The following is a 25487-nucleotide window of genomic DNA, read 5'->3' on the forward strand; positions in this document are numbered from 1 at the left end:
ATGTCGCTGGAACATTACTTCAGGGATGAGTTGGCATTTTTGCGCCTGCAAGGGCGCGAATTTGCCGATAGCTATCCCGAACTCACCCGTTTTTTGTCGGAGCAGAATACCGACCCGGATGTGGAACGCCTGCTGGAAGGCTTTGCGTTTCTCACGGGCAACCTGCGCGCAAAAATTGAAGACGAGTTTCCCGAGCTGACCCACGGTCTGCTCAATATGCTCTGGCCAAACTACCTGCGTCCCGTCCCCAGCATGACTATCATGCAGTTTTCGGTTATTCCGGGGGCCATCGCCCAGCCCGCGCTGGTGAAGCAGGGCTGCCAACTCGACAGTCTGCCTATTGACGATGTGACCTGTCATTTTCAAACCTGCCACGATGCCTGGGTCTATCCGGCCGAGATGCGCGAGGTGACGGCGCAAAGTGGCAACGATCTCTCAACCATCTCGCTCGATATTGTGCTGCATGCCCCCTTGCTGCTCAGTGAGTTGCAGCTGGACAAGCTGCGCTTTTTCCTGGGGGGCGACAGCTACACCGCTTATGAACTCTACTTCTGGCTCGCCAACCAGCTCTCCCATATCGAGCTGGAGATAGACGGCAAGCGCTTTCGTCAGGAGGCCAGGGCCCTCGAATCGGTCGGCTTCGAGCGCGACGATGCGCTCTTGCCCTATCCGAACAACGTCTATTCCGGCTACCGGATCCTGCAGGAGTATTTCTGCTTTCCGGAGAGCTTCCTCTTCTTCGAACTCTCCGGTGGCGAGTGGCCCAAACAGCCGCTGCCGGTGAGTGAATTCAAAATTCATTTCTGTTTCGACCGGCCCTTGCCGGCGGAACTCAAGATCCGTCCCGACTCCTTCATGCTCAACTGCGTGCCGGCCATCAACCTGTTCCAGCACGACAGCGAGCCGGTCAATCTCAACGGCCGTCAGGCGGAATACCCGCTCAAGGCGAGCTATCGCTATGCCGACAGTTTCGAAATTTTCTCGGTGGATCAGGTTGAAGGTTGGGTCGAGGGCAATCTGGGGCGCTCTCGGGGCACGCCGCGCATCTATCAGCCATTCGAAAGTTTTCAGCACCAGATAGAGCGGGCCAAGCAGCGGCTGGCACTCTACTACCGGGTGCGGGTCAGGGAGTCGGTGAGTGGTGATGGTTTCGAGCACAGCCTCTCGTTTGTGCGGGGCGATGAAACCACCACGGTCGACCTCGATGAATCCATCTCGGTGACGCTTACCTGTACCAACCGCTCCCGCGCCGCCCGCCTCAAGGTCGGCAGCATCTGCGTGCCGACCGGCAGCTCGCCGTCGTTTGCCACCTTCCGCAACCTGATCCGGCCGACCCGGCCACTGCGCCCGGCACTGGATGGCAGCCTGCACTGGACCCTGATTTCCAACCTGTCGCTCAACTATGTCTCTCTGCTGCGCCGCGATGCCCTGGTGCAGGTGCTGCGTACCTACGACTTTCCCGCTTTGCACGACAAGCAAGCAGAGCAGGCGTCGCGCAAGCGGCTGGCGGGGATCGAGGAGATCGAGACCAAGCCGGTGGACAGGCTGGTGCGCGGCATGCCGGTGCGGGGGCTCAAGTCGGTGCTCTCCATCCGCCAGTCCGCCTTTGGCAGCGAAGGGGAGCTCTATCTCTTCAGCACCGTGCTGGCCCACTTCTTCTCGCTCTATGCCAGCGTCAACGCTTTCCACCTGCTTGAGGTGGTCAATCTCGATAACAAGGAGCGCTATCAGTGGCCAGTCCAGATCGGTCAGCACTCCCTGATGTGAGCGCCGCCAACGAGGCGCCCCGTTTCAATTTCTTCCAGCTGGTTGAGCTGCTCAACCGGCTCGATGGCGCCGATCAGGAGCGTGGTCTCGACCACCTGCCAAGTGACGAGAATATTCGTTTCAAGGCGACCGCATCGCTGGGGTTTCCCACCAGTGACGTGCTGCAGATTGGCCGTGACGAGAAGGGGCGCCACGAGCTGGAAGTGGCCTTTCTGGGTCTGCACGGCAGCCAGTCGCCGATGCCGGGGTATTACCTCGACTCATTGGCGTGGGAGTACGCCCAGGGTGAGCAGAAGCTCGGCCTGTTTCTGGATTTCTTCCACCACCGTCTGCTGACCCTGCTGCACCGGATCTGGCGCAAGTATCGCTACCACGTCCGTTTTCAGGACGACGGTGAGGATGGGTTCTCCCGCCTGATGTTTGCGCTGGTGGGGCTTGGCAACGACGCCGTCTGCCAGAGCCTGCCGGTCAACCGCGCCAAGATGCTCTCCTATGCGGGCATGCTGGCCAGCCCCAGCCGCTCGCCCGAGGTGGTCGCCGGTCTGGTGGCCCACTGCTTCGATCTGGCGGATGTAGAGGTGAGCGCCTGGCAGTGGCGCAATGTGCCGATCCATCCGGAGCAGCAAAACCGCCTGGGCGGTGCTTGCGCCACTCTGGGGCATGACTTCGTCATCGGTGACAAGGTCAATGATTGTGCCGGCAAGTTTTTATTGAAAATCAATGATCTGAGTTTTAGCCAGTTTCTCGGATTTCTCCCGAACGGGGAGCATTTCCACGCCTTGGTGACCTTTGTCTCCTTCATCTTGCGCGATCAGCTGGCCTGGGATCTGCGGCTTGGCTTCGGTCAGGAGCAGGCCAAGGGGCTGAGATTGGGGGAGGAGCAGAGTGCCCGTCTGGGGTGGAGTACCTTTCTCGGCCAACCGCCGAGTGACCCGTTCGTGACGATCTGTGTACAGGAATAAGCACAGAAATTCAGTGTAGGAATACGTGCAGGAGTGAATGTGGACGACTTTAACCAGCAACTATCTCTGGTGGTGCTTAACAGCGAGCAGCTCGACGGCAGCCAGCAGGTGCAATATCGCTTCGACGAGATGGGAGGCACCCTGGGCTCCTCCGAACAGGATGACTGGCAACTGCGAGACAGGTTGGGGGCGGTGATGCCGGCCCATGCCCGGGTCGAGCTCAATGACGGTCGTTTCTGCCTGTGCGATCTCAGCGGCCAGACCTACATCAATGGTGCTACCTCGCCCATCGGGCGGGCTCGCAAGGTGCATCTGGAGCAGGGAGACGAGCTGGTGGTCGGCCCGTTCCGGCTGCGCGCCTATCTCGGTGCCATTTCCCCCGAGCAGAGCCTGCAGCAGGTGCTGGGCAACCGTCCAACCGAACAGCTTGACGAGTGGCTGGCCAGCGATCCCCACCACACCCAGACCCTGGATGATCCTCGGGCCCTGGCAGTCGATCCCCTGCTGGCATTGCAGCAGGAGCGTGCGGCTCCTGGCCCGCTGATGGATACCCAGCCGCAGGCTCAACCGCATTTTCAACCGGATATGGACACCGTATCCCTCGCTCCATTTTCTGCCGTCGAGAACACCATGAACCAAGAATTTCTGGATATGCCCGCCATCGAGAACCACCCCGACTTCCAGCCGCTGGAGGACGTTGATCACGTCGCCCTGACCCCGCTGATGCGCGGGCTGGGTCAGCCGTTGCAGTTGCAGGACACCCGACAGGCCCACGACATGCTCGAAGAGATGGGCAAGACAGTGCGGGCCATGGTGGAGGGGTTGCTGCAACTGCAAAGCGATCAGGCGGCGCTGGCAGACAAGCACCTGCGCCCCATCGAGGACAACCCTCTGCGCCTTGGCCTCGATTATGACGAGACCCTGGCGGTGATGTTTGCCGAGCAGAAGAGCCCGGTGCACCTGAGCGCACCGGCCGCGGTGGCCGAGAGCCTGCACAACGTGCGCATCCACCACGTGGCAAACCAGCAGGCCATCAGTGCGGCGCTCGACAGCATCCTGCAGGCCTTCTCACCGGAAGCCTTGCTCGGCCGTTTCGAGCAATACCGCCGCAGCGGCGCGCCGGGTATGGCTGATGAGGGGTGGGCCTGGAACATGTATCAGCACTACTACCGTGAGCTCACCTCTGCCCGTCAGCAGGGGTTCGACAAGCTGTTCCATCAGGTCTACGCCCAGGCCTATGACCAGGCCGTGCGTCAGCAACAGGGACTGATTTGATGATACGTGCACTGTGGTTTGGGGCCTGTCTGCTGGCCCTGGCCGGTTGTACCACCATGGGCAAGATGGCCGATGTGGTCATGAACCCGGATGTCCAGGTGGGGAGCAACGATGACCAGCCCTCCACCCTGGGGCTCAGCCTGCTGGCGGAGCCTGACGTCAACCCCAACGAGAGCGGGGAGGCGGCACCCATCGAGTTTCAGGTGGTGCTGCTGGCGGAAGATTCCAGGCTGCTCGCCACCGACTACGACCAGGTGACGGCAGATGTAGAGAAGGCCCTTGGCAAGAACTACCTGGATCATCAGGACTACACCCTGCTACCCGGCCAGTTCAAATACCTGCCCCCCGTCAAGCTTGACGAGAAGACCCGTTACATCGGCGTGATTGCTCGGTACGCCGATCCGGACAGCGCCGAGTGGCGCAAGGTCATCAAGGTCAAGGGCAAGGGAACGGCCTATCAAATTCTGGTGCACCTGCGCCTGGATGAAGTGGAACTACAAAAAGAAGAAGAATAATCATGTCGAGTCGAAATCGGGTTATCTGGCGTGAAGGGCTCTTTATCAAGCCCCAGCACTTCCAGCAACAACAGAGACATTCAGATTACGCGCTGCACGCGCGTTTGAGCGCGCTGTCCGACTATTTCTACGGGTTGCAGTCGCTTGCCATCAACGAGGATTACCTCGGCTTTGGCCGCATCGCGCTGGTGGGGGCCACCGGTATCATGCCGGACGGCACCGTCTTCAACATTCCGAACGATGATGTGCTGCCGACCCCGCTGGAGATCACCGATGCCTCGGTGGCCAACCAGAAGGTCTATCTGGCGCTGCCGCTCTCGGTGAGCGGGGTCAACGAGGTCAATCAGGGCGGTCAGGTAGCAACCCGGCTGCAGGCTCATCGCCACGATGTGCGGGATCTCCACAGCGAAGGGGGCGACGTGGTCTCCCTCGAAGTGGGGCGGGTCAGCCTGCGCCTGATGCTGGAGCGGGAAGATCGCAGTGCCTATGCGTCCCTCGCCATTGCTCGCATTCTGGACAAACGTCCGGACGGCGGTCTGGTGCTTGATCCCAACTTCATGCCCTGCAGCATCAGCGTATCCGCCATCCCGACTCTCAAGCGCTTCCTCGGCGAGTCGGCTGGCCTTGTGGCCGAGCGGGCTCGCAGCCTCTCCCAGCGCATCGCGTCGCCGGGTCAGCAGGGGGTTGCCGATGTGGCCGAGTTCATGATGCTGCAGCTACTCAACCGCGCCCAGCCCCAGCTCTCCCATCTGGCGCGCCTTGGCACCCTGCACCCCGAGCGGCTGCATGAGGCGCTGGTGCAGCTGTGCGGCGAGCTGATGACCTTTACCGACGAGTCCCGCCTGCCCCCCGAGTTCCCCGCCTATCGTCACGACGATCAGCAGGTGAGCTTCGAACCGGTGATGCTGGCCCTGCGTCAGGCACTCAGTACCGTGCTGTCGCCCCGCGCCGTCTCCATCCAGCTGCGCAAGCACCAGTACGGCATCATGGTGGCCATGGTGAGCGAGAGCGAGCTGATGCAGAGCGCCGATTTCGTGCTGGCAGTGCGTGCCCGCATGCCGCAGGAGCAGCTGCGCAAACAGCTGCTGCAGCAGACCAAGGTGGCCTCCAGCGACAAGATCCGCGAGCTCATCAGCCTGCAGCTGCCGGGTATTCCGCTGCTGCCGCTGCCGGTGGCGCCGCGCCAGCTGCCCTACCACGCCGGTTACAGCTACTTCCAGCTCGACCGGCAGAGCCCGGCCTGGCAGATGCTGGCGGTCAGCAACACCCTCGCCTTCCACATTGCCGGCGATTTCCCCGAGCTCGACATGCAGCTCTGGGCCATTCGTAGCCAGTGATCGCACCAAGGAAACATGCAGAGATGACCACGGACATTATCAAGAACGAGCAACTGAGCGACCTGCTGTTCGATCATGCCGAGCAGCTGGACATGGATTCGGACTACTGGTTCCGCCTGCGTGGCCAGAGCATCAACCCGATGATCGATGCGGTGACCCCCCTGCTGGGGCTGGTGCAGCGGGTGCGCCTGCTGTCCCGTTACGATCGGGTGCCCGAGCTCTATCAGCGGGTGGTGACCGAGATCCAGGCCATCGAGCAGGAGCTGATGGCTCAGGGTTACGAGAATGGCGTCGTCCTCTCGTTTCGCTACATCCTCTGCACCTTCATCGATGAGGCCGTGATGGGGCGCGACTGGGGCAGCCAGAGCGAGTGGTCGGAACATTCGCTGTTGACCCGTTTCCACAACGAGACCTGGGGGGGCGAGAAGGTGTTCGTCCTGCTGACCCGTCTGCAGGAAGATCCGGTGCGCTATCGCGACATCCTGGAGTTCATCTATCTCTGCCTGTGCCTCGGTTTTGAGGGGCGCTACAAGGTGATGAGCCAGGGCCGTGACGAGTTTGAACGGATCGTCAAGCAACTGCACAAGCAGCTGTCACTCGAACGTGGCGGTGAGGCACCCAGCGTGTTTCATCTCGACCTCGGTCAGCAGGCATCTCGCTACCAGCTGCGCAAGCAAGTCTCCCTGCGCACCCTGTTTATGGGAGGGGCGCTGATCCTGGCCATCATCTTTGGCCTCTATCACCACCAACTCAATAACCAGACCCAGGACGTACTGCGTCAACTGGGCGAATTATTAAAATAAATACTTAAGGAGAGCACGCCTTGATTCGTATAGAGCTACCGGTACTGGTGGAAAGACTCAACCCCATCTGCCGTCACATGCTGGAGGAGGCAGCGGCCCTCTGTGTCAATCATCAGGGCGCCGAGATCCGCATCGAGCACCTGCTGCTGAAGATGCTGGAGACCCCCCTCAGCGATGTGCGTCTCATCTTCAAACGCGCCGACGTGGAAGTGGAGGAGCTCAAAACCCTGCTGCAACCGGCAGCTGCCGACAACGGCTATGGCCAGGGTTATCCCTCCTTCTCGCCGCTATTGGTGGAGTGGCTGCAAGACAGCTGGCTGCTCGCCTCCGCCGAGATGCAACACGGCCAGCTGCGCAGCGGCGTCATGCTGCTGGTGCTGTTGATGACCCCGCAGCGCTATCTGCCGGGCTCGGTGACCCGTTTGCTGGCCAACGTCAATCGCGAGCTGCTGCGCCAGCAGTTCGACGAGTGGGTGAAAGAGTCTGCCGAGACCCAAGTGACTGTTTCTGCCAACGGCACTTCGACTCAGGCCGCGCTGCCCGCCGATGCCAGCCTGCTGGCCCGCTTTACTGTCAACGTCACCGAACAGGCCCGTCAGGGAACCCTGGATCCGGTGCTCTGCCGGGATCACGAGATCGATCTGATGATCGACATTCTCTCCCGTCGCCGCAAAAACAACCCCATCGTGGTGGGGGAGGCCGGCGTCGGTAAAAGCGCCCTGATCGAGGGGCTGGCGCTGCGCATCGTGGCGGGTCAGGTACCCGAAAAGCTGCGCGGGGTCGAACTGATGACCCTGGATCTCGGCGCCATGCAGGCGGGCGCCTCGGTCAAGGGGGAGTTCGAGAAGCGTTTCAAGGGGGTGATGCAGGAGGTCAAGGATGCCGTGCGACCTGTCATCCTCTTTATCGATGAGGCTCACACCCTGATTGGTGCCGGCAACCAGGCGGGCGGCATGGATGTCTCCAACCTCATCAAGCCCGCGCTGGCCCGGGGCGAGCTGCGCACCATCGCTGCCACCACCTGGAGCGAATACAAGAAGTACGTTGAAAAAGATGCCGCCCTGTCGCGCCGCTTCCAGCTGGTGAAAGTGGGTGAACCCAATGCAGGTGAAGCCACCGTGATCCTGCGCGGCCTGCGCAGCATCTACGAGAAGGCCCATGGGGTGCTGATTGACGAGGAGGCGCTGCAAGCTGCCGCTCAGCTCTCCGCCCGCTACATCTCCGGCCGTCAGCTGCCGGACAAGGCGATCGACGTACTCGATACCGCCTGTGCCCGGGTGGCCATCAACCTGACCACGCCGCCACGCGCGGTCAGTCACCTGCAAAACGAACTGCGCCAGCGCGAGCTGGAGATCCGTCAGCTGGAGCGCCAGAGCCTGATTGGTCTGGGTGACAACGATGAGCGCCTCGCCGAGCTGCAAGCGGCCCAGCAGACCTGTCGTGACAACCTGCGTGAGCAGGAAGCCCGATGGCAGCAACAGCAGGGGCTGGTGCATCGGATTGTCGAACTGCGTGCCGCCCTGCTGGCGGATCAGCAGGATGAGATGCTGGCCAGAGAGGCGCTGGATCTCGCCGATGCGCCGCTCGATCCGCAAGCGGCCGCCGGGCAGCTTGCCGGGCTCGAGCGCGAGCTGGCCGAGCTGCAACAGGGTGAGGTGCTGGTCTCTGCCCATGTCGACAAGACCCAGATCGCAGCGGTGATCGCCGAGTGGACCGGGGTGCCGCTTAATCGCATCTCCCAAGGGGAGCTCGATGTGGTGACCCGTCTGCCGGAGTACCTTGGCGAGCTCATCAAGGGGCAGGATGTGGCGGTGGCCCACCTGCATAAACACCTGCTGACCGCCCGCGCCGATCTTCGTCGTCCAGGCCGTCCGCTGGGGGCCTTCCTGCTGGTGGGGCCAAGTGGGGTCGGCAAGACCGAAACCGTGCTGCAGATTGCCGAGCTGATGTTTGGCGGTCGCCAGTATCTCACCACCATCAACATGTCCGAATATCAGGAGAAGCACACTGTCTCGCGCCTGATCGGCTCGCCGCCCGGCTATGTCGGTTTTGGCGAGGGGGGCGTGTTGACCGAAGCGATCCGTCAGAAGCCTTATTCCGTGGTGCTGCTGGACGAGGTGGAGAAGGCCCATCCGGACGTGCTCAACCTCTTCTATCAGGCGTTCGACAAGGGCGAGCTGGCGGATGGGGAAGGGCGGATCATCGACTGCAAGAACGTGGTCTTCTTCCTCACCTCCAACCTCGGTTTCCAGACCATCGTCGAGCATGCCGAGCAGCCCGATGTGCTGCTGGATGCCCTCTATCCGGAGCTCGCCGCCTTCTTCAAACCGGCCCTGCTGGCGCGGATGGAGGTGATCCCCTACCTGCCGCTCGGTCACGACACGCTAGTGCAGATCGTCGGTGGCAAACTCAACCGGCTGGTCAAGCTGCTCAAGGAGCGTTTCGGTGCGGAGGTGGTGCTGGAGAGCGAGGTGGCCGAGGAGATCCTGCTGCGGGCCAACCGCAGCGAGAACGGCGCGCGGATGCTCGAATCCGTCATCGATGGAGCCCTGTTGCCGCCGGTCTCCCTGCAACTGTTGCAGCGCCTCTCGGCCGGTGAGCCCATCAACCGGGTGCGCTTCTCGGTGGCCGATCACCAGTTCGTGGCCGAGGTGGAGGGCTGACCATGGAGCAAGCCCTCGCATTCGCCCTAGCGCTCACCTCGCAACGGGATGAACAACATCTCTGCCACTGGTGGAGCTCGACCCTCAATGCCAGCTTCCAGCCCAAAGGACTGCTGCTTGGCATGCTGGACGTGAGCGGCCGCCAGCTGGAGTGCAAAGGGTGGGTCAAGGGGCAGGAGGTTGCGCTGGCGCTGGCGGTGGATGATTTCTCTCATCCACTCGCCTATGTGCTGCACAAGGCGCAATCCCGCACCTGGGATTCCCTCCATGGCGGTGCCCGCATTGAGCACGCCGGTTTTCGCTCACTGCTGGCCAACCTTGGCCAGCAGTGCGGCCTGCACGCCTTTCCGCTCAATGATGGCAACGGCAAGCCGTTTGCCGTGCTGGCGATGATGGACAGTGGCGATGTGTTGCAGGAGTGGGCGGCTCGCCCCGAGCTGGCCAGTCTGGCGCAGGTCTTTTGCAACCAGCTCACCCTGATCCGCGATCTGGGGCGTAGCCGCCGGGATCAGAACGTGCTGCGCGACTCCCTGCGTCAGATCAAGGGGGAGGGGGAGCGCCAGCGCCAGCACGAGAAGTTGCTGGGGGATCAGCTGGTTGGCCAGTCGGCGGTGATCCGAGGCTTGCGCGAGCAGATCGCCCAGGCGGGCCAGCACAAGCTGACCGTGCTTATTCAGGGAGAGACCGGCAGTGGCAAGGAGGTGGTCGCCCGCTTGGTGCATCAGTGCTCCGAGCGTGCCGCCAAGCCGTTCGTCGCCATCAACTGCGCCGCCATCCCCGAGAATCTCATTGAGAGCGAGCTGTTCGGTTATCAGAAGGGGGCCTTCTCCGGCGCCCTCTCCAACAAGACCGGGCTGGTGGCGCAGGCCAATGGTGGCACCCTGTTTCTAGACGAAGTGGGCGATATGCCCGCCGCCATGCAGGCCAAGCTGCTACGGGTGCTGGAAACCCGCAGCTACCGGCCGCTTGGGGCAGAGCAGGAGTATCACTCCGATTTTCGCCTCATCGCGGCCACTCATCAGCCGCTGACCCGCCATGTGGAGGAGGGGCGGTTCCGTGCCGACCTCTACCACCGTCTCTGCCAGTGTCTGCTGCTGATCGCCCCCTTGCGCGAGCATATCGAGGATGTGCCGCTGCTCTGCCAGCACTTCATGGCCCAGTTTGCCGCGCAGGATGACAAGGGACTGGCTGGTTTGCAGCGCAAGTTCCTCAAGCAACTGCAAAGTTACGATTTCCCCGGCAATGTGCGCGAGCTGCGCAATCTGCTGGAGGTGGCCTGTGCCCACACCCGTCATGGTGAAGAGGTGGGGCTTGGCGCCTTGCCGCCGGAGCTGCGGGATCGGGTCTGTGCCGAGCTGCCCGATGCGCTGGACGATTACAACCATATCCGCGATCTGCGCCGGGCCATGCAGCAGTACGAGGCATCGGTGATTGAAGCGCGCCTGCGCTACTTTCAGGGGAATCGCATGCTGGTGGCCGAGAGCCTCAATATTCCCAAGCGCACCCTGGATCACAAGTGCCAGAAACTGGAGGTGAACTGATGAGCATCATGGGTTTGTTGCCCCTGCTGCTGGCGACCGGCAATGCGGTGCCTCCCCTCGATATGGCGGCGTGGCAAGCGTGTCGTCGCGAGCCATCCCCTCTGATACGGCTCGCCTGCTATGACGCCCTTGGCAATGAGGCGACGCAATCAGGCAACAAGGAGAGCACCAAGTCTCCGGCCTGGCTGGCGATAGCGGAGCAGGAGTTGGCCCGAGTGCCGGATAGCTCACCCTTCCTGTTGCGACAGGATGAGGAGAGCGGCACGGCGGTATTGACCCGTCCGGCCCTGCGCGGTGCCACCCTGGCGATCGGTTGTGTCAACAGCATCACCCATATTCGCTTGCGGCTGGATGCGCCGTGGCGCGGGGAGAGTGTCGAAGTCGCGCTGGATGGACAAGCAACTCGCAGCAGTCAGAGCTGGTTTATCCGGGATCAGGGATGGCTACTCGAATATGGCCGCGGTCTGCCCGCCATCGAGGAGCTAAAACGCTGGATCGGTCATCGTGAATTGCAGGTTCAGGCGGCCAACGGCGCCTTGCTGCGGGTCGATCTCAGCGGCCTGAAAGAGGCGCTGATACCGGTGCGCCAACAGTGTCGCTGGTAGGGGGGAAGATGAGCTATCAACACCCCTGGTGTAGCCGTCTGCTCACCAGCTTGCCGGATGAACAGATCAAAGGGGCCGTGCTGGCCGATGAGCCTCGCTGGGACTATGTGGAGACCGAGCTGGTCAAGTTGGGCTCCCTTGCCCACAGCCAGGTCGATCTCAATGCGGTCGCCGAAGCCTGTCTGGGGTTGCTGGAGAGCCGCACCAAGGATATGCGGGTGCTGGCCCAACTGCTGCGCTGCCTGCAGCATCCCGCCAAGGCGACCCCGATGGGCGCTGCGCTGAGCTTGCTGGAAGCCTGGATCAAGGCTTACTGGCTGTTGGCCTGGCCCGGGAATGCGACCCAGAAGCAGCGATTGATGGTGCAGATCATCAAGCGCTTCGAGGGTGCCCTGCCGAGGGTGAGCGAGAGCGCCTCGGCAGCCGAGCTGGTTCAGTTGCTGGCGCAGGCAGAACAGCTGGAGGCCGTCTGGCTGGCTCAGTGCCCTGACAAGGGAGAACTGCTGGATCCCCTGATGATGGGGTTGAAGCGGGCGCAGCGACAACAGGTTGTCCAGGCTGATGCTGATGCCGGAACTCAACCTGCAAGCAGCGCTGTTGCAGCCACCGCCAGCGCGAGCAGCATGGCGAGCGCTATGGTGCTCAGTGGCAGCAGCAAGGGCTCCGGCATCGAGATTGACAGCTCCAACGATCGGGCATGGCGACAGACCCAGCTCAAGGTGGCGGAGCTGCTGATTGAGCGCCAGCCGGAGGCTGCGATCGGTTATCGGCTGCGTCGTCACGCCATCTGGGCCGGCATCACCACCCCGCCGATGACGGCTCAGGGGAACAAAACCCAGCTGGCCTCCATGTCGGTGGACATGGTGGATGAGTATCGCGCCGCCATGGGCACGCCAGATCTGGCGCTCTGGCAGCGCATCGAGCAGAGCCTGACGCTGGCCCCTTACTGGTTCGAGGGGCACAGGCTCTCGGCCGAGGTGGCCCAGAAGCTGGGATATGGCGCGGTGGCGCAGGCCATCATGGCGGAGCTGGATGCGTTTTTGCTGCGTCTTCCCGCGCTGCGGGATCTCACCTTCAGCGATGGTTCCCCGTTTCTCTCCTCCGAGTGCAGTCGCTGGTTGCAGCCTGCCAAGAGTGGTGGAGGCGGCAGCGGACAGGTCGAGTTGGCCGAGGAGGTGGCCTTGCGTCATGGGGAGCAGGGGATTGCCGCCGCGCTCGCCCTGCTTGATGAGCGGATGGCACAGATGAAAGAGCCAAGAGCCCGCTTCCATGCCTTGCTGGTGCAGGCGGAGTTGTTGGAGCAGGAAGGCATGGAGGCGCTTGCGCGCCAGCAATATCAACACTTGTGGCAAGAGGCGAATCGCCTCGGGTTGTCGCAGTGGGAGCCCGGGTTGGTCAGCCGCCTGGCCCCCTATGCCGCTCATTTGCCGAACTAAGTGCCGAAATGAGTCATTGAGTCGGAGTTGGATCACATTTTATGTTCAAAACCATTTTTACCTTGTCGAGGCAACAGCTGCCGAAACTGAAACCCTCCTGGCCCCTGCTCGGTGCTGTGCTGTGGGTTGTCGCCCTGATCCTGGTGTGGTGGCTGGGGCCTCGCATCGAGATCCGTGATGCCAGGCCATTCGAGGCCTTGTGGGGGCGGGTGGTATTCACCCTGCTCTGGCTCTGGTTGCTGTTGGGGGTACTCTCCTGGCGGGTATGGCGCAAGATGAAACAGCTCAAGGCCGAGCGCCGGCATGAGGTGCTGCTGGAGCAGGATCCGGTCAAAGGGCTCATCGACAAACAGGCGCTGTTCCTCGATCGCTGGTTGCAAGCTCTGAATGAACACCTTGGCAAGGGGGCGCTCTACGCCATGCCATGGTATCTGGTGTTGGGGCTGCCCGGCAGCGGCAAGAGCAGCCTGATCCACCGTGCCAACCCGGCCAACAAACTCAATCCCAGGCTCGATACCGAACTGCGGGACGTGGCGCAAGGCCAGCTGGTCGATTGCTGGCTGGGGGAGCAAGCGGTGATGCTGGATCCGGCCGGTGTGCTGTTGTCCCAGACCGAGCAGGAGCCGGAGTCTCGCAAATATGAGCGGCTCTGGCTGCATCTGCTGAACTGGCTCAACGAGCATCGTCGTCGCCAGCCCCTCAATGGTCTGGTATTGACTGTTGATTTGGCGTGGTTGTCCGCGGCCAGTGTGGCCGAGCGCAAGGCCTATGCCCAGCTGATGCGTGCCCGGTTGCAAGAGGTGTCGGCCACCATGAATCCCCGGCTGCCGCTCTATGTCACCTTCACCAAGCTCGACATGCTGCGCGGCTTTGATGTGGTCTATGAACAGCTGGATAAAGAGGCCCGTGACGCCGTGCTGGGGGTGACCTTCAACCTCGGCAGCAGTCAGGGCAAATCCTGGCAGCAGGATCTGGCGCTGTTCTGGGATCAGTGGGTCGACAACCTCAACCGCAATCTGCCCGAGATGATGCTGGCCCGGCTCGATGCCGCCCAGCGCAACGCCCTCTTCTCGTTTGTCCGTCAATTGGCGGGTCTCAAGGATTATGTGACCAGCCTGCTCGATGAAACCCTGACCATTGAAGAGAGCAAGCCACTGCTGGTGCGCGGCGTCTATATCAGCTCCGTTTATCAGCAAGGTGTCCCGTTCGATGCCTTTGCCCAGGCCGCTTCCCGGCGTTACAGCTTGCCCGAGCCGATCCACTCCGCCCTGCGCGGGGAGTCCAACACCTATTTCGTGCGCAAGCTCTTCTCCTCGATCATCTTCCCGGAGGCCCATCTGGCCGGAGAAAACCGGCTGCATACCCTCTATCGCCGCCGCCGGATGACCATTGGTCTCGGCTGTTTGTCGCTCTTCTCTGCCGCCCTGATCGGTGGCTGGCACTACTTTTACCGGGTCAACGAGGAGGCGGGTCGCAATGTACTGACCAAGGCGCAGGCCTTTATGGAGACGAATGAGGTGGCCGATGCCCACGCCTTCGGGGTGAGCCAGTTGCCGCGTCTCAACCTTATTCGCGAGGCGACCCTCTCTTTTGGCAACTACCGGGAACGCATGCCGCTGGTGGCGGATCTCGGCCTCTATCAGGGGGACGAAATTGGCCCCTATGTGGAGGGATCCTATCTGCAACTGCTGAGTCTGAGCTTTCTGCCGGCCCAGATGCAGGGGCTGCTGGACGATCTCGACCAGGCGCCGGCTGGTAGCGAGGAGAAGCTCGCCATTCTGCGGGTGATGCGGATGCTGGATGATGCCTCTGGTCGCAACAAGGAGCTGGTGGAGCAGTACATGGCCAACCGCTGGCAAAAAGCGTTCCCGGGGCAGGGGGCAGTGCAGGAGCAGCTGATGGGGCATCTTGACTATGCCCTCGATCATACCGACTGGCATGGCGCTCGTGCCGCTCGTGATCAGGCCGCCATCACGGCATTTTTGCCGTTCAAGGAGCCGGTGTATGGCGCCCAGCGGGAGCTCGGCAAGCTGCCCATGTATCAGCGGGTCTATCAGAATCTGGTGGTGAAGGCGGGCGATGTGCTGCCGCCTGCTCTCAACGTGCGTGACGAGGTGGGCCCCGCCTTTGATACCGTCTTTGCCCTGCGCAACGAGAGTGCCGGTCAGGTGCCGCGTCTGCTGACCTGGCCCGGTTTCAGCGATTTCTTCCTCAAGCAGGACAAGGCGCTGATCGATCTCACCGCCATGGATGCCTGGGTGCTGGGCCAGCGCAAGCTGAGCCAGTTGAGCGAGGCGGATCGCAAGGAGATCACTCGTCAGGTCAACGATCGCTATGTCACCGATTACGTCAACCAGTGGCAAAAATTGCTGACCAATCTGGATGTGCAGACCCTTGCCAGCCCCGAGCAGGCGCTCGATGTGCTCTCTGCCATCACCGGCAACGACCAGCCATTCCTGCGGGTGCTCGCTGCGCTGGATGACAATACCCGTATTCGCAAGATCTCCGATGCGGAAGGAGATCCGGCGCAGGCGATCACTGCCCGGATCGGTCGCCCCTTTATGGCCACCAATGGCGTCTTGACTGGCCGTGGGGAACAGGGGCCGCTCATTTCGGAAGTGAATCAGAAGCTGATTGAGCTGCAGCATTATATGGAGCTGATCGTCAATGCCACCGAGCCGGGACAGTCTGCCCTCAAGGCGGTGCAGTTGCGTCTGACCAACAAGTATGCCGACCCGGTCTTTGCTCTGCAGCAGTATGCCCGTGGCCTGCCAGAACCACTCAATCGCTGGGTGGGGCAGCTGGCGGATCAAAGCTCGCAACTGGTGGTCGATCTGGCCATGTCATCCCTCAATCAGGAGTGGCAGGCGAAGGTGCTGGCACCGTTCAACAGCCAACTGGCGGATCGCTATCCGTTCAATCCGGGTTCTGCCAAGGATGTGCCGCTCTCCGAGATGGAGCGCTTCTTTGCCCCCGGTGGCACCCTGGACAGCTTCTATCAGGTCAACCTGAAACCCATGGTGGAGGGGGGCTTGATGGAGGGAGAACTGAGCTCACCTATTCAGGCGGAGCTGATCAAACAGCTGGATCGCGCTGCGCGGATCCGCCAGATCTTCTTCAGCCAGCAGGGCAATCTGGAGGTGCAATTTGCCCTCGAGCCCATCGAACTCACCGCCAACAAGCGGCGTAGTGTGCTCAACCTGGATGGCCAGTTGCTGGAGTATGCCCACGGCCGTCGCAACAAGATCCCGCTGGTGTGGCCAAACACCATGCGCGACGGGGCCGAGAGCAAGATCACCCTGGTACCGGCTGCCCGCGAACGTTCACCGCGCAGCGAGGGCTTTGTCGGTCCCTGGGCCATGTTCCGCCTGATGGACAAGGGGGAGCTGACTCAGGTCAACGAGGCCACCTTTGATGTGCGCTTCCCGGTGGATCAGGGTGCCATGACCTATCGGGTCTATACCGACAGCGCCCAGAACCCCTTCACCGGCGGCCTGTTCAGCCAGTTCAGCTTGCCTGAATCCCTCTATTGATCATGTTGGGGGGCGTCATGCCCCCCCGCATTTTGGAATCCGATATGTCACAGAATCAACAAGGCCAGCAGGCATTGAAAGTGGGGCGTGACCCCAGAATGTTGCCGGAGTACGAGGCGCTGCGCGCCGAGATCAACAAGCTTAGCCACGCCTCCCGCCCCGAGGTGGATTGGGTCAGGATTCATCAGCTTGCCAATCAAATCTTTGAAAAGCACGGGGTGGATCTGCAGACCGCCATCTACTTCACTCTGGCGCGCTCCCGCATTCAGGGGCTGAGCGGCTTTACCGAAGGGTGCGAGTTTCTCGCCAACCTGATCGTCACCCAGTGGGAGAGTTTCTGGCCACCGGTGCATCAGGAGCGGGCCCGCATCGAGATGCTCGACTGGTTTATTGCCCGCATCAGCGACGTGATCCGCCAGTACCAGATCAGCCACGAGGACAAGCGGTTGATCTACCGCTGCGAGCGGGCACTGCAACTCATCAGCGAGAAGTTGCACAACACCGGTTTGAGCCGCATCCCCCGGGTCGAGAATCTGGTGCACTTTATCGAGGGGTACACCCATCTGTTTGACGAGACCGAGATTGTCATCGTCTCCGATGAGCCGGGCCTCAAGGATGAGCTGCAGATCCCGCCGATGGTCTTCTTCAAATCGGACATGGACCACGATCACGGAACGCCGATGGCATCGGTTGCCCCCGCTCTGCCGCAGGGCAGCATTCTGGTGGGGCGCGAGAAGGGGCAGATGAAGCCGACCGTGCTCAAGATTGAGCAGCACCGCAAACAGCGGCCGGCCTGGTTCTGGTTTGGCTGTGGCCTGCTCACCTGCGCCTTGCCTATGATGGGATGGCTTGGTTGGCAACATCAGCAGCAGGAGAAGGTCATCGCGGCGCAACGGTTGCAACAACCCGCTGCAGCGTTACCGCAGGCCCTGAGTTATGACGACATTCGCCAAGCGCGCATCGTGTTGGGGGAGCAGACCTTGCAGGGGATGGAGAGCGAGCTTGTATCGCGTTATCAGGCCCAACTGGATCGGCTGGAGCAGACCTCTCCCCTCTACTGGTACCGTTATGGCGAGGGGCTGCGCAATTCGCTGCAGATGCTCTATCCCGACTCGCTGGCGGTCAAGGCGCTGGACAAGCAGTGGCAGACCGCGCTGGCCGGCCAGCAAGGGGATCTCAACCGGGTGCCGACCTATCTGGAGGCGCGCGCCGGGGTCGATGCCCTGATCGATCAGCTGCTGGAGCTGGAGCGTCAGCGCAAGACGGTCACGATTTCCTACCTCAAGTCTCAGCTCTACGAGGTACAGAAGAACCTGATGCAGGAGGTCCCGTTCAGTTTACGTCTGAGCGAACTGGAGGGGCGAAAAGCGTCGCAGGAGCCTATTACGGCTGCCGAGCTGAAAGGGATAGAGAGTGACTTGAAAGCACTCAACATCCGGCTTTACCAACTGCAACAAGGGCTATCCGGTAGCTGATTGCTCTGTTATGCGCAACCAGTTGCGCATACTACAGATGGTTGCACTGCAGATGCAATATTTTGCAGGGGGATTGCCCAGTTTGCGCAATCCCTTGCGAATGGATAACCCTGTCATCTATCGAAAGAGGTTAACCATTTGATTTTATTTGGCTAATTTCGCCAGTGCTAAATGGCATAGCCTGTGCTGTGGCCTGTTCTGTTTATCCGCTGTTTATCAAAATCGCCTGTGCCTGGTGCGTTCCATCGGGCACAGGGGCAGAGGGATGATGTCTGTGCGTCTACCCGCTCATATGGAGAATGACTATGTGCCCCGCTATCGCACTGCTCGGTGACATCGGCACCGACCACGATGGCTTCCCACCGACCCCGGTGATAGCTGCCAGTCCCGACGTGTTCCTAGATGGCAAGCCTGTGGCTCGTCAAGGTGATCCACTGGCGCCCCATGACAAGCCCAACAACCCGCCGCACCCACGGGCCATTGCCGGTGGTGTTGGCTCTGTGCTGGTGAATGGCAAACCCATCGCCGTCACCGGCACGGCAGTGGATTGTGGTGGCGTGGTGATTGGTTCGGGCAGCGGACAGGCCGGTTAGAGAGAATGGCCACAGTTTGGCTCGGTTATGAGGTAAGGCCGTCAATGATGGCTTTATCTCATCATCGAACCACCAAGTAGCGCGCCGCGGGCGTGCGGTAGCTATGGAGAAGGCACAAGATGGCCAATAGCACAGGATTACAATTCACCGCCAAGGTGGGGGCGTTGCCAGAAACCACCTTCGTTGTCGCTGCCTTTGATTTGCATGAGAGGCTCAGCGGACCGTTTGTTCTGACGCTGGAGCTGGCAAGCAGCCAACCCGATATCGACTTTGGTGCCGTGCTGGACCAGCCGTGCGAGCTGCTGGTGTGGTACAACGGCGAGCTGCAACGCCGGGTCTGCGGGGTAGTGAGCGAGTTTGCCCAAGGGGACAGCGGTTTTCGTCGCACCCGCTATCAGTTGCAAGTCAAACCGGCCATGTGGCGGTTGGGATTGCGCCAAAACTCCCGCATCTTTCAGACACAGAAGCCCGAGGAAATTCTTTCCATTCTGCTGCAAGAACACGGTATCACCGACTACGCCTTTGCCCTGAAAAATGAACATGCCCAGCGGGAATACTGCGTTCAGTATCGCGAAACTGACCTCGACTTCCTCAATCGCCTTGCCGCAGAAGAGGGGCTCTTCTACTTCCACGAGTTTGAAGCAGGCAAACATCGCATCGTCTTTGCTGACGATGCCGCAGCCCTGACTGCTGGCCCCGAGCTCTTTTTCAACCTTGGCAACCGCTCGCTGAAACAAGGTCCTTACGTGCGCCAGTTCCACTACCGTGAGGCGGTACGGCCAAGCGATGTAGAGCTCAAGGACTACAGCTTCAAGACGCCGGCTTATGGCCTCTCCCACAAAAAGCAGGGCGCAGAGCTCGAGCATCAGCGCGATACCTATCAGCATTTTGACTACCCGGGTCGCTACAAGCAGGACGGCAGCGGCAAGGCCTTTGCCCAGCACCGGCTCGATGCCCTACGCAACGATGCAGTGGCGGGCAGCGGCAAATCGAATAGCGCAGCCCTTATGCCGGGGCTGTTCTTCTCACTGACCGAGCACCCCAACGATAGCCTCAATACCGACTGGCAAGTCGTCCATATCCGCCACACCGGCGAACAGCCGCAAGCGCTGGAGGAGGAGGGCGGCAGTGGCCCGACCGTTTATCACAACGAATTTGGCGTGGTGAAGGCGAGCACTACCTGGCGGGCGCGTATCGGCAGCCCAGAGGCGCCAAACAAGCCCATGGTGGATGGCCCGCAAATTGCCATGGTGGTTGGTCCCGAAGGGGAAGAGATTTACTGCGACGAGCACGGCCGGGTCAAACTGCAATTTCCGTGGGACCGCTACGGCAATTCCAACGACCAGAGCTCCTGCTGGGTGCGGGTGAGCCAGGGCTGGGCCGGTGGTCAGTACGGCATGATGGCCATGCCGCGCATTGGCCACGAGGTTATCGTCTCATTTCTGGAAGGGGACCCCGATCAGCCCATAGTGACTGGCCGCACCTATCACGCTACCAACCGGCCACCTTACGAGTTGCCACTCAACAAGACCCGCACCGTGCTGCGCACCGAAACCCATCAGGGCGAAGGCTTCAACGAGCTGCGCTTTGAAGACCAGGCTGGTCAGGAAGAGATCTATCTCCACGGTCAGAAAGATCTGAACGTGCTCATCCAGAACGATGTCGTCTGGCATATCAAACACGACGAGCATCGGGATATCGACAACGAGCGGGTCACTCGCATCAAGGCCAACGACTACCTGACAGTCGAAGGCGAAAAGCGCGACCAGATCAAGGCGGACTACTCGCTGACGGTGGATGCCTCCATGCATCAGAAGCTGGGGCAATCGCTGCTGATTGATGCCGGCCAGGAGGTACACTACAAGGCAGGCATGAAGATCGTGTTGGAGGCCGGTGTCGAGCTGACACTTAAAGTGGGTGGCAGCTTCGTCAAGGTCGATGCTGATGGCGTGACGATAAGTGGTGGCTCCATCAAGATGAACTCTGGCGGTAGTCCCGGTTCTGGCTCCGGTTGGGCTGGGCAGATGCCTATCCTGCCTGATGATGTCGAGGCGGTGCCCCCGCCGCCCCCGGTCGACACGGTTCGCCAGATTGCGACTCTGAAATCGGCCGAGCCGGTCTGCGAGATATGTGAACAGCTGGCCAAGGAGGGCAACTAATGGTATTGCCAGCGCTCACCTTGGCAGAAGGTGAACGTCTTTATCTGTTGCTCGATGGCGGGCAGATCCCTGAGCTCGAACGCCAACTATTTGAGGTCAGCGACTGCCCGGCTTACCAGCCGCTCTATCTCTACGCCCCCTGGGATAGCCTGCGGGAGGTCTCTCCCTGTCTGGTGGAGGCCAGCGAGCCCTTGCTCGGCTGGTTCAAGAGCCTGTCAGCCAATACCGGATGGTTGCTCGCCTCCGCTTTGCCTCTCTTGCCGCTGGCGGATCAGTTGCGCCAGCTTATCGAGGTCGAAAGCCCTTACGGCAGCCGCATCTTGCTCAAACTGGCCGCCCCGGAAACCATGGCATGTCTGATGGTGGATGCAGACCCCTGGCTGTGGCGGAAAATTGCACAAGTCTGGCTGCCAACCCGCACCGGTTGGCGCCATTGGCAGGTCAAAGAGACGCTTGCCGAGCCGATGGGCGACACATGCAGACTCACCGATGTGCAATGGGCCCGCTTGGGCGAAGTGAGTTGGCAAAACCAGCTGGATGCGGTTTATCGCCACATGCAGGCGTGGTTTCCCGCCCGGTTGGCGCAGCAGACCGATCCAAAGTGTTGGATTGCCCGCTGGGCCCAACAGGCTTATCAACTGGGATTTCAGACCGAACGCGACTTGCTGCTGTTTTTCAATGTGCTGGGCTTCCTGGGCGAGTCATGGTGGCAGGGTGATGCCTACCCGATCGTGAGCAGGTTGTTGACTACCCCCTCGGCACAGACCCCGTCACAGCGTGTTGAACAGGCAGCCAACTGGGCAGAGCAACACGCCATTGCACAGGAAATAACGTCATGAGCACCCCGAACCAAGCAGCTGGAGCTGCCGGCAACAAGGATTGCAAGAGCCCGGTTGGCACCTGCCCCTTTAAAAATAAAGAGATTGCCCTGGTACCGGTGCGCTATGCCCTTGATGAGCCTTTCGCACCTCCTCAGAAGCAGCAGCATCCATTGCCCGCCGGAGCGGGTTTTGTTTCACCGCTCAAGTTCAAGGAGAGTTGTTATGCCCTGCGCCAGCTGCGCGATGGCTGGCTCTATGTCTATGACGAAAAAGCCAAGGTGTTGGATGAATATGAAGTGAAAGATGCCATGTTCATCAGTCAGAGCAAGGGGAGCAAGGGCCATCTGCTCTACCCGGCGACTCATTCGTTGTCCCTCATTTACTCTCCCCAGCGTTGGACCGGGCGTATCAAGAAAGAGATGGAGAAGAACAACGGCTTGCGCAGTGCCTGGATGCGGCAGGTCAAGCTGGGCAGTTTTGCAAGCACCATGAAGGCCGCACATTGTGGTTTGCCTGATGCTCTAGATAAGGTTGCGGATCTCGGTATGCCAAATAACGGCTTTGTGCTCTCTTGCACTCCACTGGCCAAGCCAGCCGAAGAGGATAAGCAAGGTATCAAACTGTTGGTACACAAGCCCGCGGCTTCACCAGCCGCCTACAAGGCGGGAATGCCGGATCCCCAAAGCGCTATGGTAGTGGCTCTGGAGGATCCGTTGGCCGATCTGGCAGACCTTTCCATGAAGGTCAATCAACTGCTGGCCAAGCGCGAAGCTTTGATGGGCAAGGATGAGAAACTGCGCAAGGCAAACACGCACAAGTTGATGATGGCCGAGGTGACGCGCAATCTGGCCCGAGTGCGCCTCGATGAGAAAGAGTTGCCCGCCTCCGTCAGGGGGAATGTGGCCAAGGTTCATGCCTTTGAAGAGGCGCTGGATGATTATCTTGGGAATCGCTATCTAGCCGATATGGAGAACATGACGGCAGAGCCGGGTGTAATAAGGCTGGATTCTCCTCTGGAAAAACAGGCCGAGGCCAAGTTGAAGGTCCTGCGGGAACAATATGGTTTCAATCCATCCCACAAGCAGGTAAGTCAGTGGAAAGAGCGCGCAGCGTTCCAGGACGAGGTCAATTGGAGTGGCCTCAATGCCTTTATCAAGCAGTATCAGGGGCCACTCAATGAACTGGATCTGGCTGTGGGCCGTGCCCATGAGGACTTGCGCAATGGCCTGACCCGCCTCAAAGCCGATCCGCTGCCCTTGGGGCTCGACAACTGCACGGCCGAAGGGCAAGCCTACCTGCAAACCCTGTTCGCCGAGGCGGGGCAGGCTCTCTCCCTCAGTTGCAGCACAGAGGGCAACAAAAAGACGCTGGAAAAACTGCTCGGCGAGAAGGTCAATGACAACTTGCTGGCGCTGGCCCCCTATGGTTTTGATGCGGCGCTGCACAAAGGACTGAGTGAACAGACGGTCGACAATGTCTGGCTCAGCACCTCCTCTGGCGATATGACGGCACTCTTCGGTAGAACGGCCGACCTGGAGGCGCTACTGGGTGATGACGGGCTCAAGCAGAAACCCTGGTTCCAGGCTGCCGAAGCCGTGATTGACGCCATGAAGGCGGCAGCAACGTCATTGGCCAAGGGGGCACATGCCCAGATCATGGCGGCCATCTTGCCCCACGCTTGGAAGAACAGCCTGGCAGGTAATCTGAGGCTGGTGCTGCTGGAATCACTGCTCGGTGATCAGCCGCTGCAGGTCAACAGCGGCTATCGCCTGCTCTCCAACAGCTTCCAGCAGAAGATCTGGTCCATTACCAAACAGATGGCATCCATCAGCTCACCACCGCCAGGCCACAACACCACAGTGCAGGCTATCAACGGCGAACTGCGCAGTATGCAGCAAAAGCTGGATACCTTGATCGCCCGTGAGATGCCCATGCTGGTGAAACTCAAAGGCGATCTCTACCAGCAGCAGGCCAGGCAATATATCGGCGACTATCTGGCAAGTGTGCGCAGCGGCGTAAATCAGCGCATCACCGCCATGAACGAGAGAGTCCCCAATCTGACTACCTTTGGCGGCTTGGTGGCCCTGCTTAACCTCTGGAACCTGACGGTGGTCATGGCCGGAACGGCGCAAAATGCCCAGTCGGTTGGCCGGTTGCGAGCCAATATACAGCTGGGCTCGGCCTTCGCTTGGACCGGCAATGCCATCGCCGCGCTCTATCAGGGGGTGGTTTGGGAGCAGTTGAAGCCATTGTCAAGAAATGGCGAGCCATTACTTAGGATGTCCTTGAAAGAAGCTGGTGTCGGTGAGCATGCCGCGCTGGTGAAAACCTTCTCGCTGCGTATGCTGGCCTTCTCTGGCCTGGGCATGGCGGCGGCCGGGGCTGAGTTTTGGGATACTTTGCAGGCTAGTAAGGACCCCTTGATAAGCGGCATGGAGAAGACGCTCTTGCAGATGAAAGTGGGCGTATTGGGCGGACAATTCTTAATTTTTTTGGCACAGTTTGCGCAATTAGGCATCAATGGCTTGCTGGGCTATTCATCCATCGCAGCCATCTGTGCAAGCTGGATGGGCATTGGCTTCTTTGTGCTGGGAGCCGCCTATCTGGTCGTGACTGTACTGCTCAATATCTTTAAAACTTCGGATCTGGAAAAGTGGTTATTGCAATCCACTTGGGGCAATAACCCTGCTGGCTGGTCTGCCGAAGAGGAGCTGGCCCGCTTCGAGCTGCTAGTCAATAAACCGGGGGCCAGCCTGAGTGTGGTACGCACGCCCCCCCAGGGGTGGATGGACAGCGGCCGCGCCCAATGGCAATTGCAGCTCTCGCTGCCTGCGCATTTGCGCGGGCAGACCATCGGGCTGAAGGTCATTAGCCAACCGCTCGCCAAGGCTGGCCAGATGATACCTGCCCGCACTAAAGAGGATGTGGCACGCTATCAGGTCGCCATGCAGCCCAAAACCCTGGAGACACAGCGCGGACGTTGGGATGAGCTGGTCTATACCTTGCCGCTGGGGGTCGATATCAATAGCGCCATCAAGCTGGAGCTGGGTTATCTCGGGGGCATGGTGCAGCAAGAATTTATCTTCAAGGGCAGCAGTAGCAGTAGCGGCCCAATCACATTGGCGACAAGCTCCGGCGGCTTGGGTACCATGCCCGCGCTGTTGGTTGGCAAGCAAGGGAACAGATAATGGACAACGCAAACGAAGTCATTGAGGTGAGCGAGCAGGAGACCCCTTTTCATCTGCTACCGCAGGAGGAGCAACAGCGCATTCTCGATGCCAATCAAAAAAGGGTGCGTGAAGCGCCAACCCTCCATGAATGGGATATCAGGGTTCCCACGCCATTAGCCTGGATTATCATCATAATAATGTGCCTCTTCTCGACACTATTTCTCGGGGGGGGAGGGCTGTTATTGACCGCGGGTGAGGATTGGAGCGGGGTATATATTATGTTGAGCGTCTCTGCTGTAATGACACCTTATTTTCGCTATTTGGTTATGGCAGATAAGGATTACCACTACCGGTTAACCACTGAAGGTGTCATCGTTACTTATCAGGATGCGATACCCGAAGCAGCCTATACCATAGTCCGTGGCTTGGCGTGGTTTGGCGTGGTGGTATGTGTGCTCGCGGTCGCCCTACTGGGGCCATTGGCCCTGGTGGGTGCCGGTGGCATGGCGCTTTTCGCTATATTTTTCACTGGTTTCCAGAAAGAGGTAACGACTCTATATCTTGGTTTCAATAAAAACTGTACTTATGTGTGTAAGGTTGTGAAAAAAAAATCTTTGATTAGATTTGAAACGGTTCCTTTCGAAGATGGTGCATTTTCAGATTTACACTGTGAACATAAGGATTTCATCTTCATCCTTAAGCTGCTTATGTCAGAACTTGATTGTAAAGAGTATAGGGAGTTCAATACCGAATTTTCCCTTCGCAGATCCCCTTTAGGCGTCCTTGATGTCGGCCTTAAAAGAAATTTTGATAAATAATGAGCTGTATTGGC

17 protein-coding genes are annotated in these 25487 nt (G+C 60.1%); all 17 read left to right on the forward strand.

What is annotated here, in order from left to right:
• The 17 genes from tssF (at position 1) to G5195_RS08150 (ending at position 25473) form a co-directional block, all read left to right on the forward strand.
• Complete coding sequence (gene tssF, locus G5195_RS08070; protein WP_421236013.1) at positions 1 to 1767, forward strand: type VI secretion system baseplate subunit TssF; 1767 nt, start codon at positions 1 to 3, stop codon at positions 1765 to 1767.
• Positions 1731 to 2729 (forward strand): type VI secretion system baseplate subunit TssG, encoded by a 999-nt coding sequence (gene tssG / locus G5195_RS08075; RefSeq protein WP_421205357.1) that lies wholly within the window; start codon positions 1731 to 1733, stop codon positions 2727 to 2729. Before tssF ends, tssG begins: the two co-directional genes overlap by 37 nt.
• Positions 2730 to 2768: 39 nt before the next feature.
• Positions 2769 to 4004, forward strand: coding sequence for a type VI secretion system-associated FHA domain protein TagH (gene tagH / locus G5195_RS08080; protein WP_421236014.1), 1236 nt, complete (start codon positions 2769 to 2771; stop codon positions 4002 to 4004).
• Positions 4004 to 4519: a type VI secretion system lipoprotein TssJ gene (gene tssJ, locus G5195_RS08085; protein WP_421236015.1), complete on the forward strand. Its 516-nt coding sequence runs from the start codon at positions 4004 to 4006 to the stop codon at positions 4517 to 4519. Before tagH ends, tssJ begins: the two co-directional genes overlap by 1 nt.
• Before the next feature lie 2 nt (positions 4520 to 4521).
• A complete protein-coding gene (gene tssK, locus G5195_RS08090; RefSeq protein WP_421221382.1) occupies positions 4522 to 5856 on the forward strand; it encodes a type VI secretion system baseplate subunit TssK in 1335 nt (444 codons plus the stop codon).
• A gap of 23 nt (positions 5857 to 5879) precedes the next feature.
• On the forward strand, positions 5880 to 6659 hold the full coding sequence (icmH, locus tag G5195_RS08095) for a type IVB secretion system protein IcmH/DotU (protein WP_421221383.1): 780 nt from the start codon (positions 5880 to 5882) through the stop codon (positions 6657 to 6659).
• Positions 6660 to 6679: 20 nt separating this feature from the next.
• A complete protein-coding gene (gene tssH, locus G5195_RS08100; protein ID WP_421221384.1) occupies positions 6680 to 9322 on the forward strand; it encodes a type VI secretion system ATPase TssH in 2643 nt (880 codons plus the stop codon).
• A 2-nt stretch (positions 9323 to 9324) separates the two neighbouring features.
• Positions 9325 to 10863, forward strand: a complete 1539-nt coding sequence (locus G5195_RS08105) for a sigma-54 interaction domain-containing protein (protein ID WP_421221385.1) — start codon at positions 9325 to 9327, stop codon at positions 10861 to 10863.
• Positions 10863 to 11468 (forward strand): type VI secretion system-associated protein VasI, encoded by a 606-nt coding sequence (vasI, locus tag G5195_RS08110; RefSeq protein WP_219263750.1) that lies wholly within the window; start codon positions 10863 to 10865, stop codon positions 11466 to 11468. Before G5195_RS08105 ends, vasI begins: the two co-directional genes overlap by 1 nt.
• Positions 11469 to 11476: 8 nt before the next feature.
• Positions 11477 to 12904 carry a type VI secretion system protein TssA gene (tssA, locus tag G5195_RS08115; protein ID WP_421236016.1) on the forward strand — a complete coding sequence of 476 codons (1428 nt, stop codon included), beginning with the start codon at positions 11477 to 11479 and terminating at the stop codon, positions 12902 to 12904.
• 41 nt (positions 12905 to 12945) lie between these two features.
• Positions 12946 to 16437 (forward strand): type VI secretion system membrane subunit TssM, encoded by a 3492-nt coding sequence (gene tssM / locus G5195_RS08120; RefSeq protein ID WP_421221387.1) that lies wholly within the window; start codon positions 12946 to 12948, stop codon positions 16435 to 16437.
• 44 nt (positions 16438 to 16481) lie between these two features.
• Positions 16482 to 17912 carry a VasL domain-containing protein gene (locus G5195_RS08125; RefSeq protein ID WP_421221388.1) on the forward strand — a complete coding sequence of 477 codons (1431 nt, stop codon included), beginning with the start codon at positions 16482 to 16484 and terminating at the stop codon, positions 17910 to 17912.
• 305 nt (positions 17913 to 18217) lie between these two features.
• Positions 18218 to 18505: a type VI secretion system PAAR protein gene (locus G5195_RS08130; RefSeq protein WP_019444936.1), complete on the forward strand. Its 288-nt coding sequence runs from the start codon at positions 18218 to 18220 to the stop codon at positions 18503 to 18505.
• A 119-nt stretch (positions 18506 to 18624) separates the two neighbouring features.
• Positions 18625 to 20664, forward strand: a complete 2040-nt coding sequence (locus G5195_RS08135) for a type VI secretion system tip protein VgrG (RefSeq protein ID WP_421221389.1) — start codon at positions 18625 to 18627, stop codon at positions 20662 to 20664.
• A complete protein-coding gene (locus G5195_RS08140; RefSeq protein WP_421208655.1) occupies positions 20664 to 21503 on the forward strand; it encodes a DUF4123 domain-containing protein in 840 nt (279 codons plus the stop codon). Before G5195_RS08135 ends, G5195_RS08140 begins: the two co-directional genes overlap by 1 nt.
• Entirely contained in the window at positions 21500 to 24673 is a 3174-nt protein-coding gene (locus tag G5195_RS08145; RefSeq protein ID WP_421221390.1) for a T6SS effector BTH_I2691 family protein, read from the forward strand. Before G5195_RS08140 ends, G5195_RS08145 begins: the two co-directional genes overlap by 4 nt.
• Positions 24673 to 25473, forward strand: a complete 801-nt coding sequence (locus G5195_RS08150) for a hypothetical protein (protein WP_052451217.1) — start codon at positions 24673 to 24675, stop codon at positions 25471 to 25473. Before G5195_RS08145 ends, G5195_RS08150 begins: the two co-directional genes overlap by 1 nt.
• Positions 25474 to 25487 lie beyond the last annotated feature (14 nt).

It is taken from the genome of Aeromonas sp. 601039, from assembly GCF_049174415.1.
Taxonomy (GTDB): domain Bacteria; phylum Pseudomonadota; class Gammaproteobacteria; order Enterobacterales; family Aeromonadaceae; genus Aeromonas; species Aeromonas veronii_A.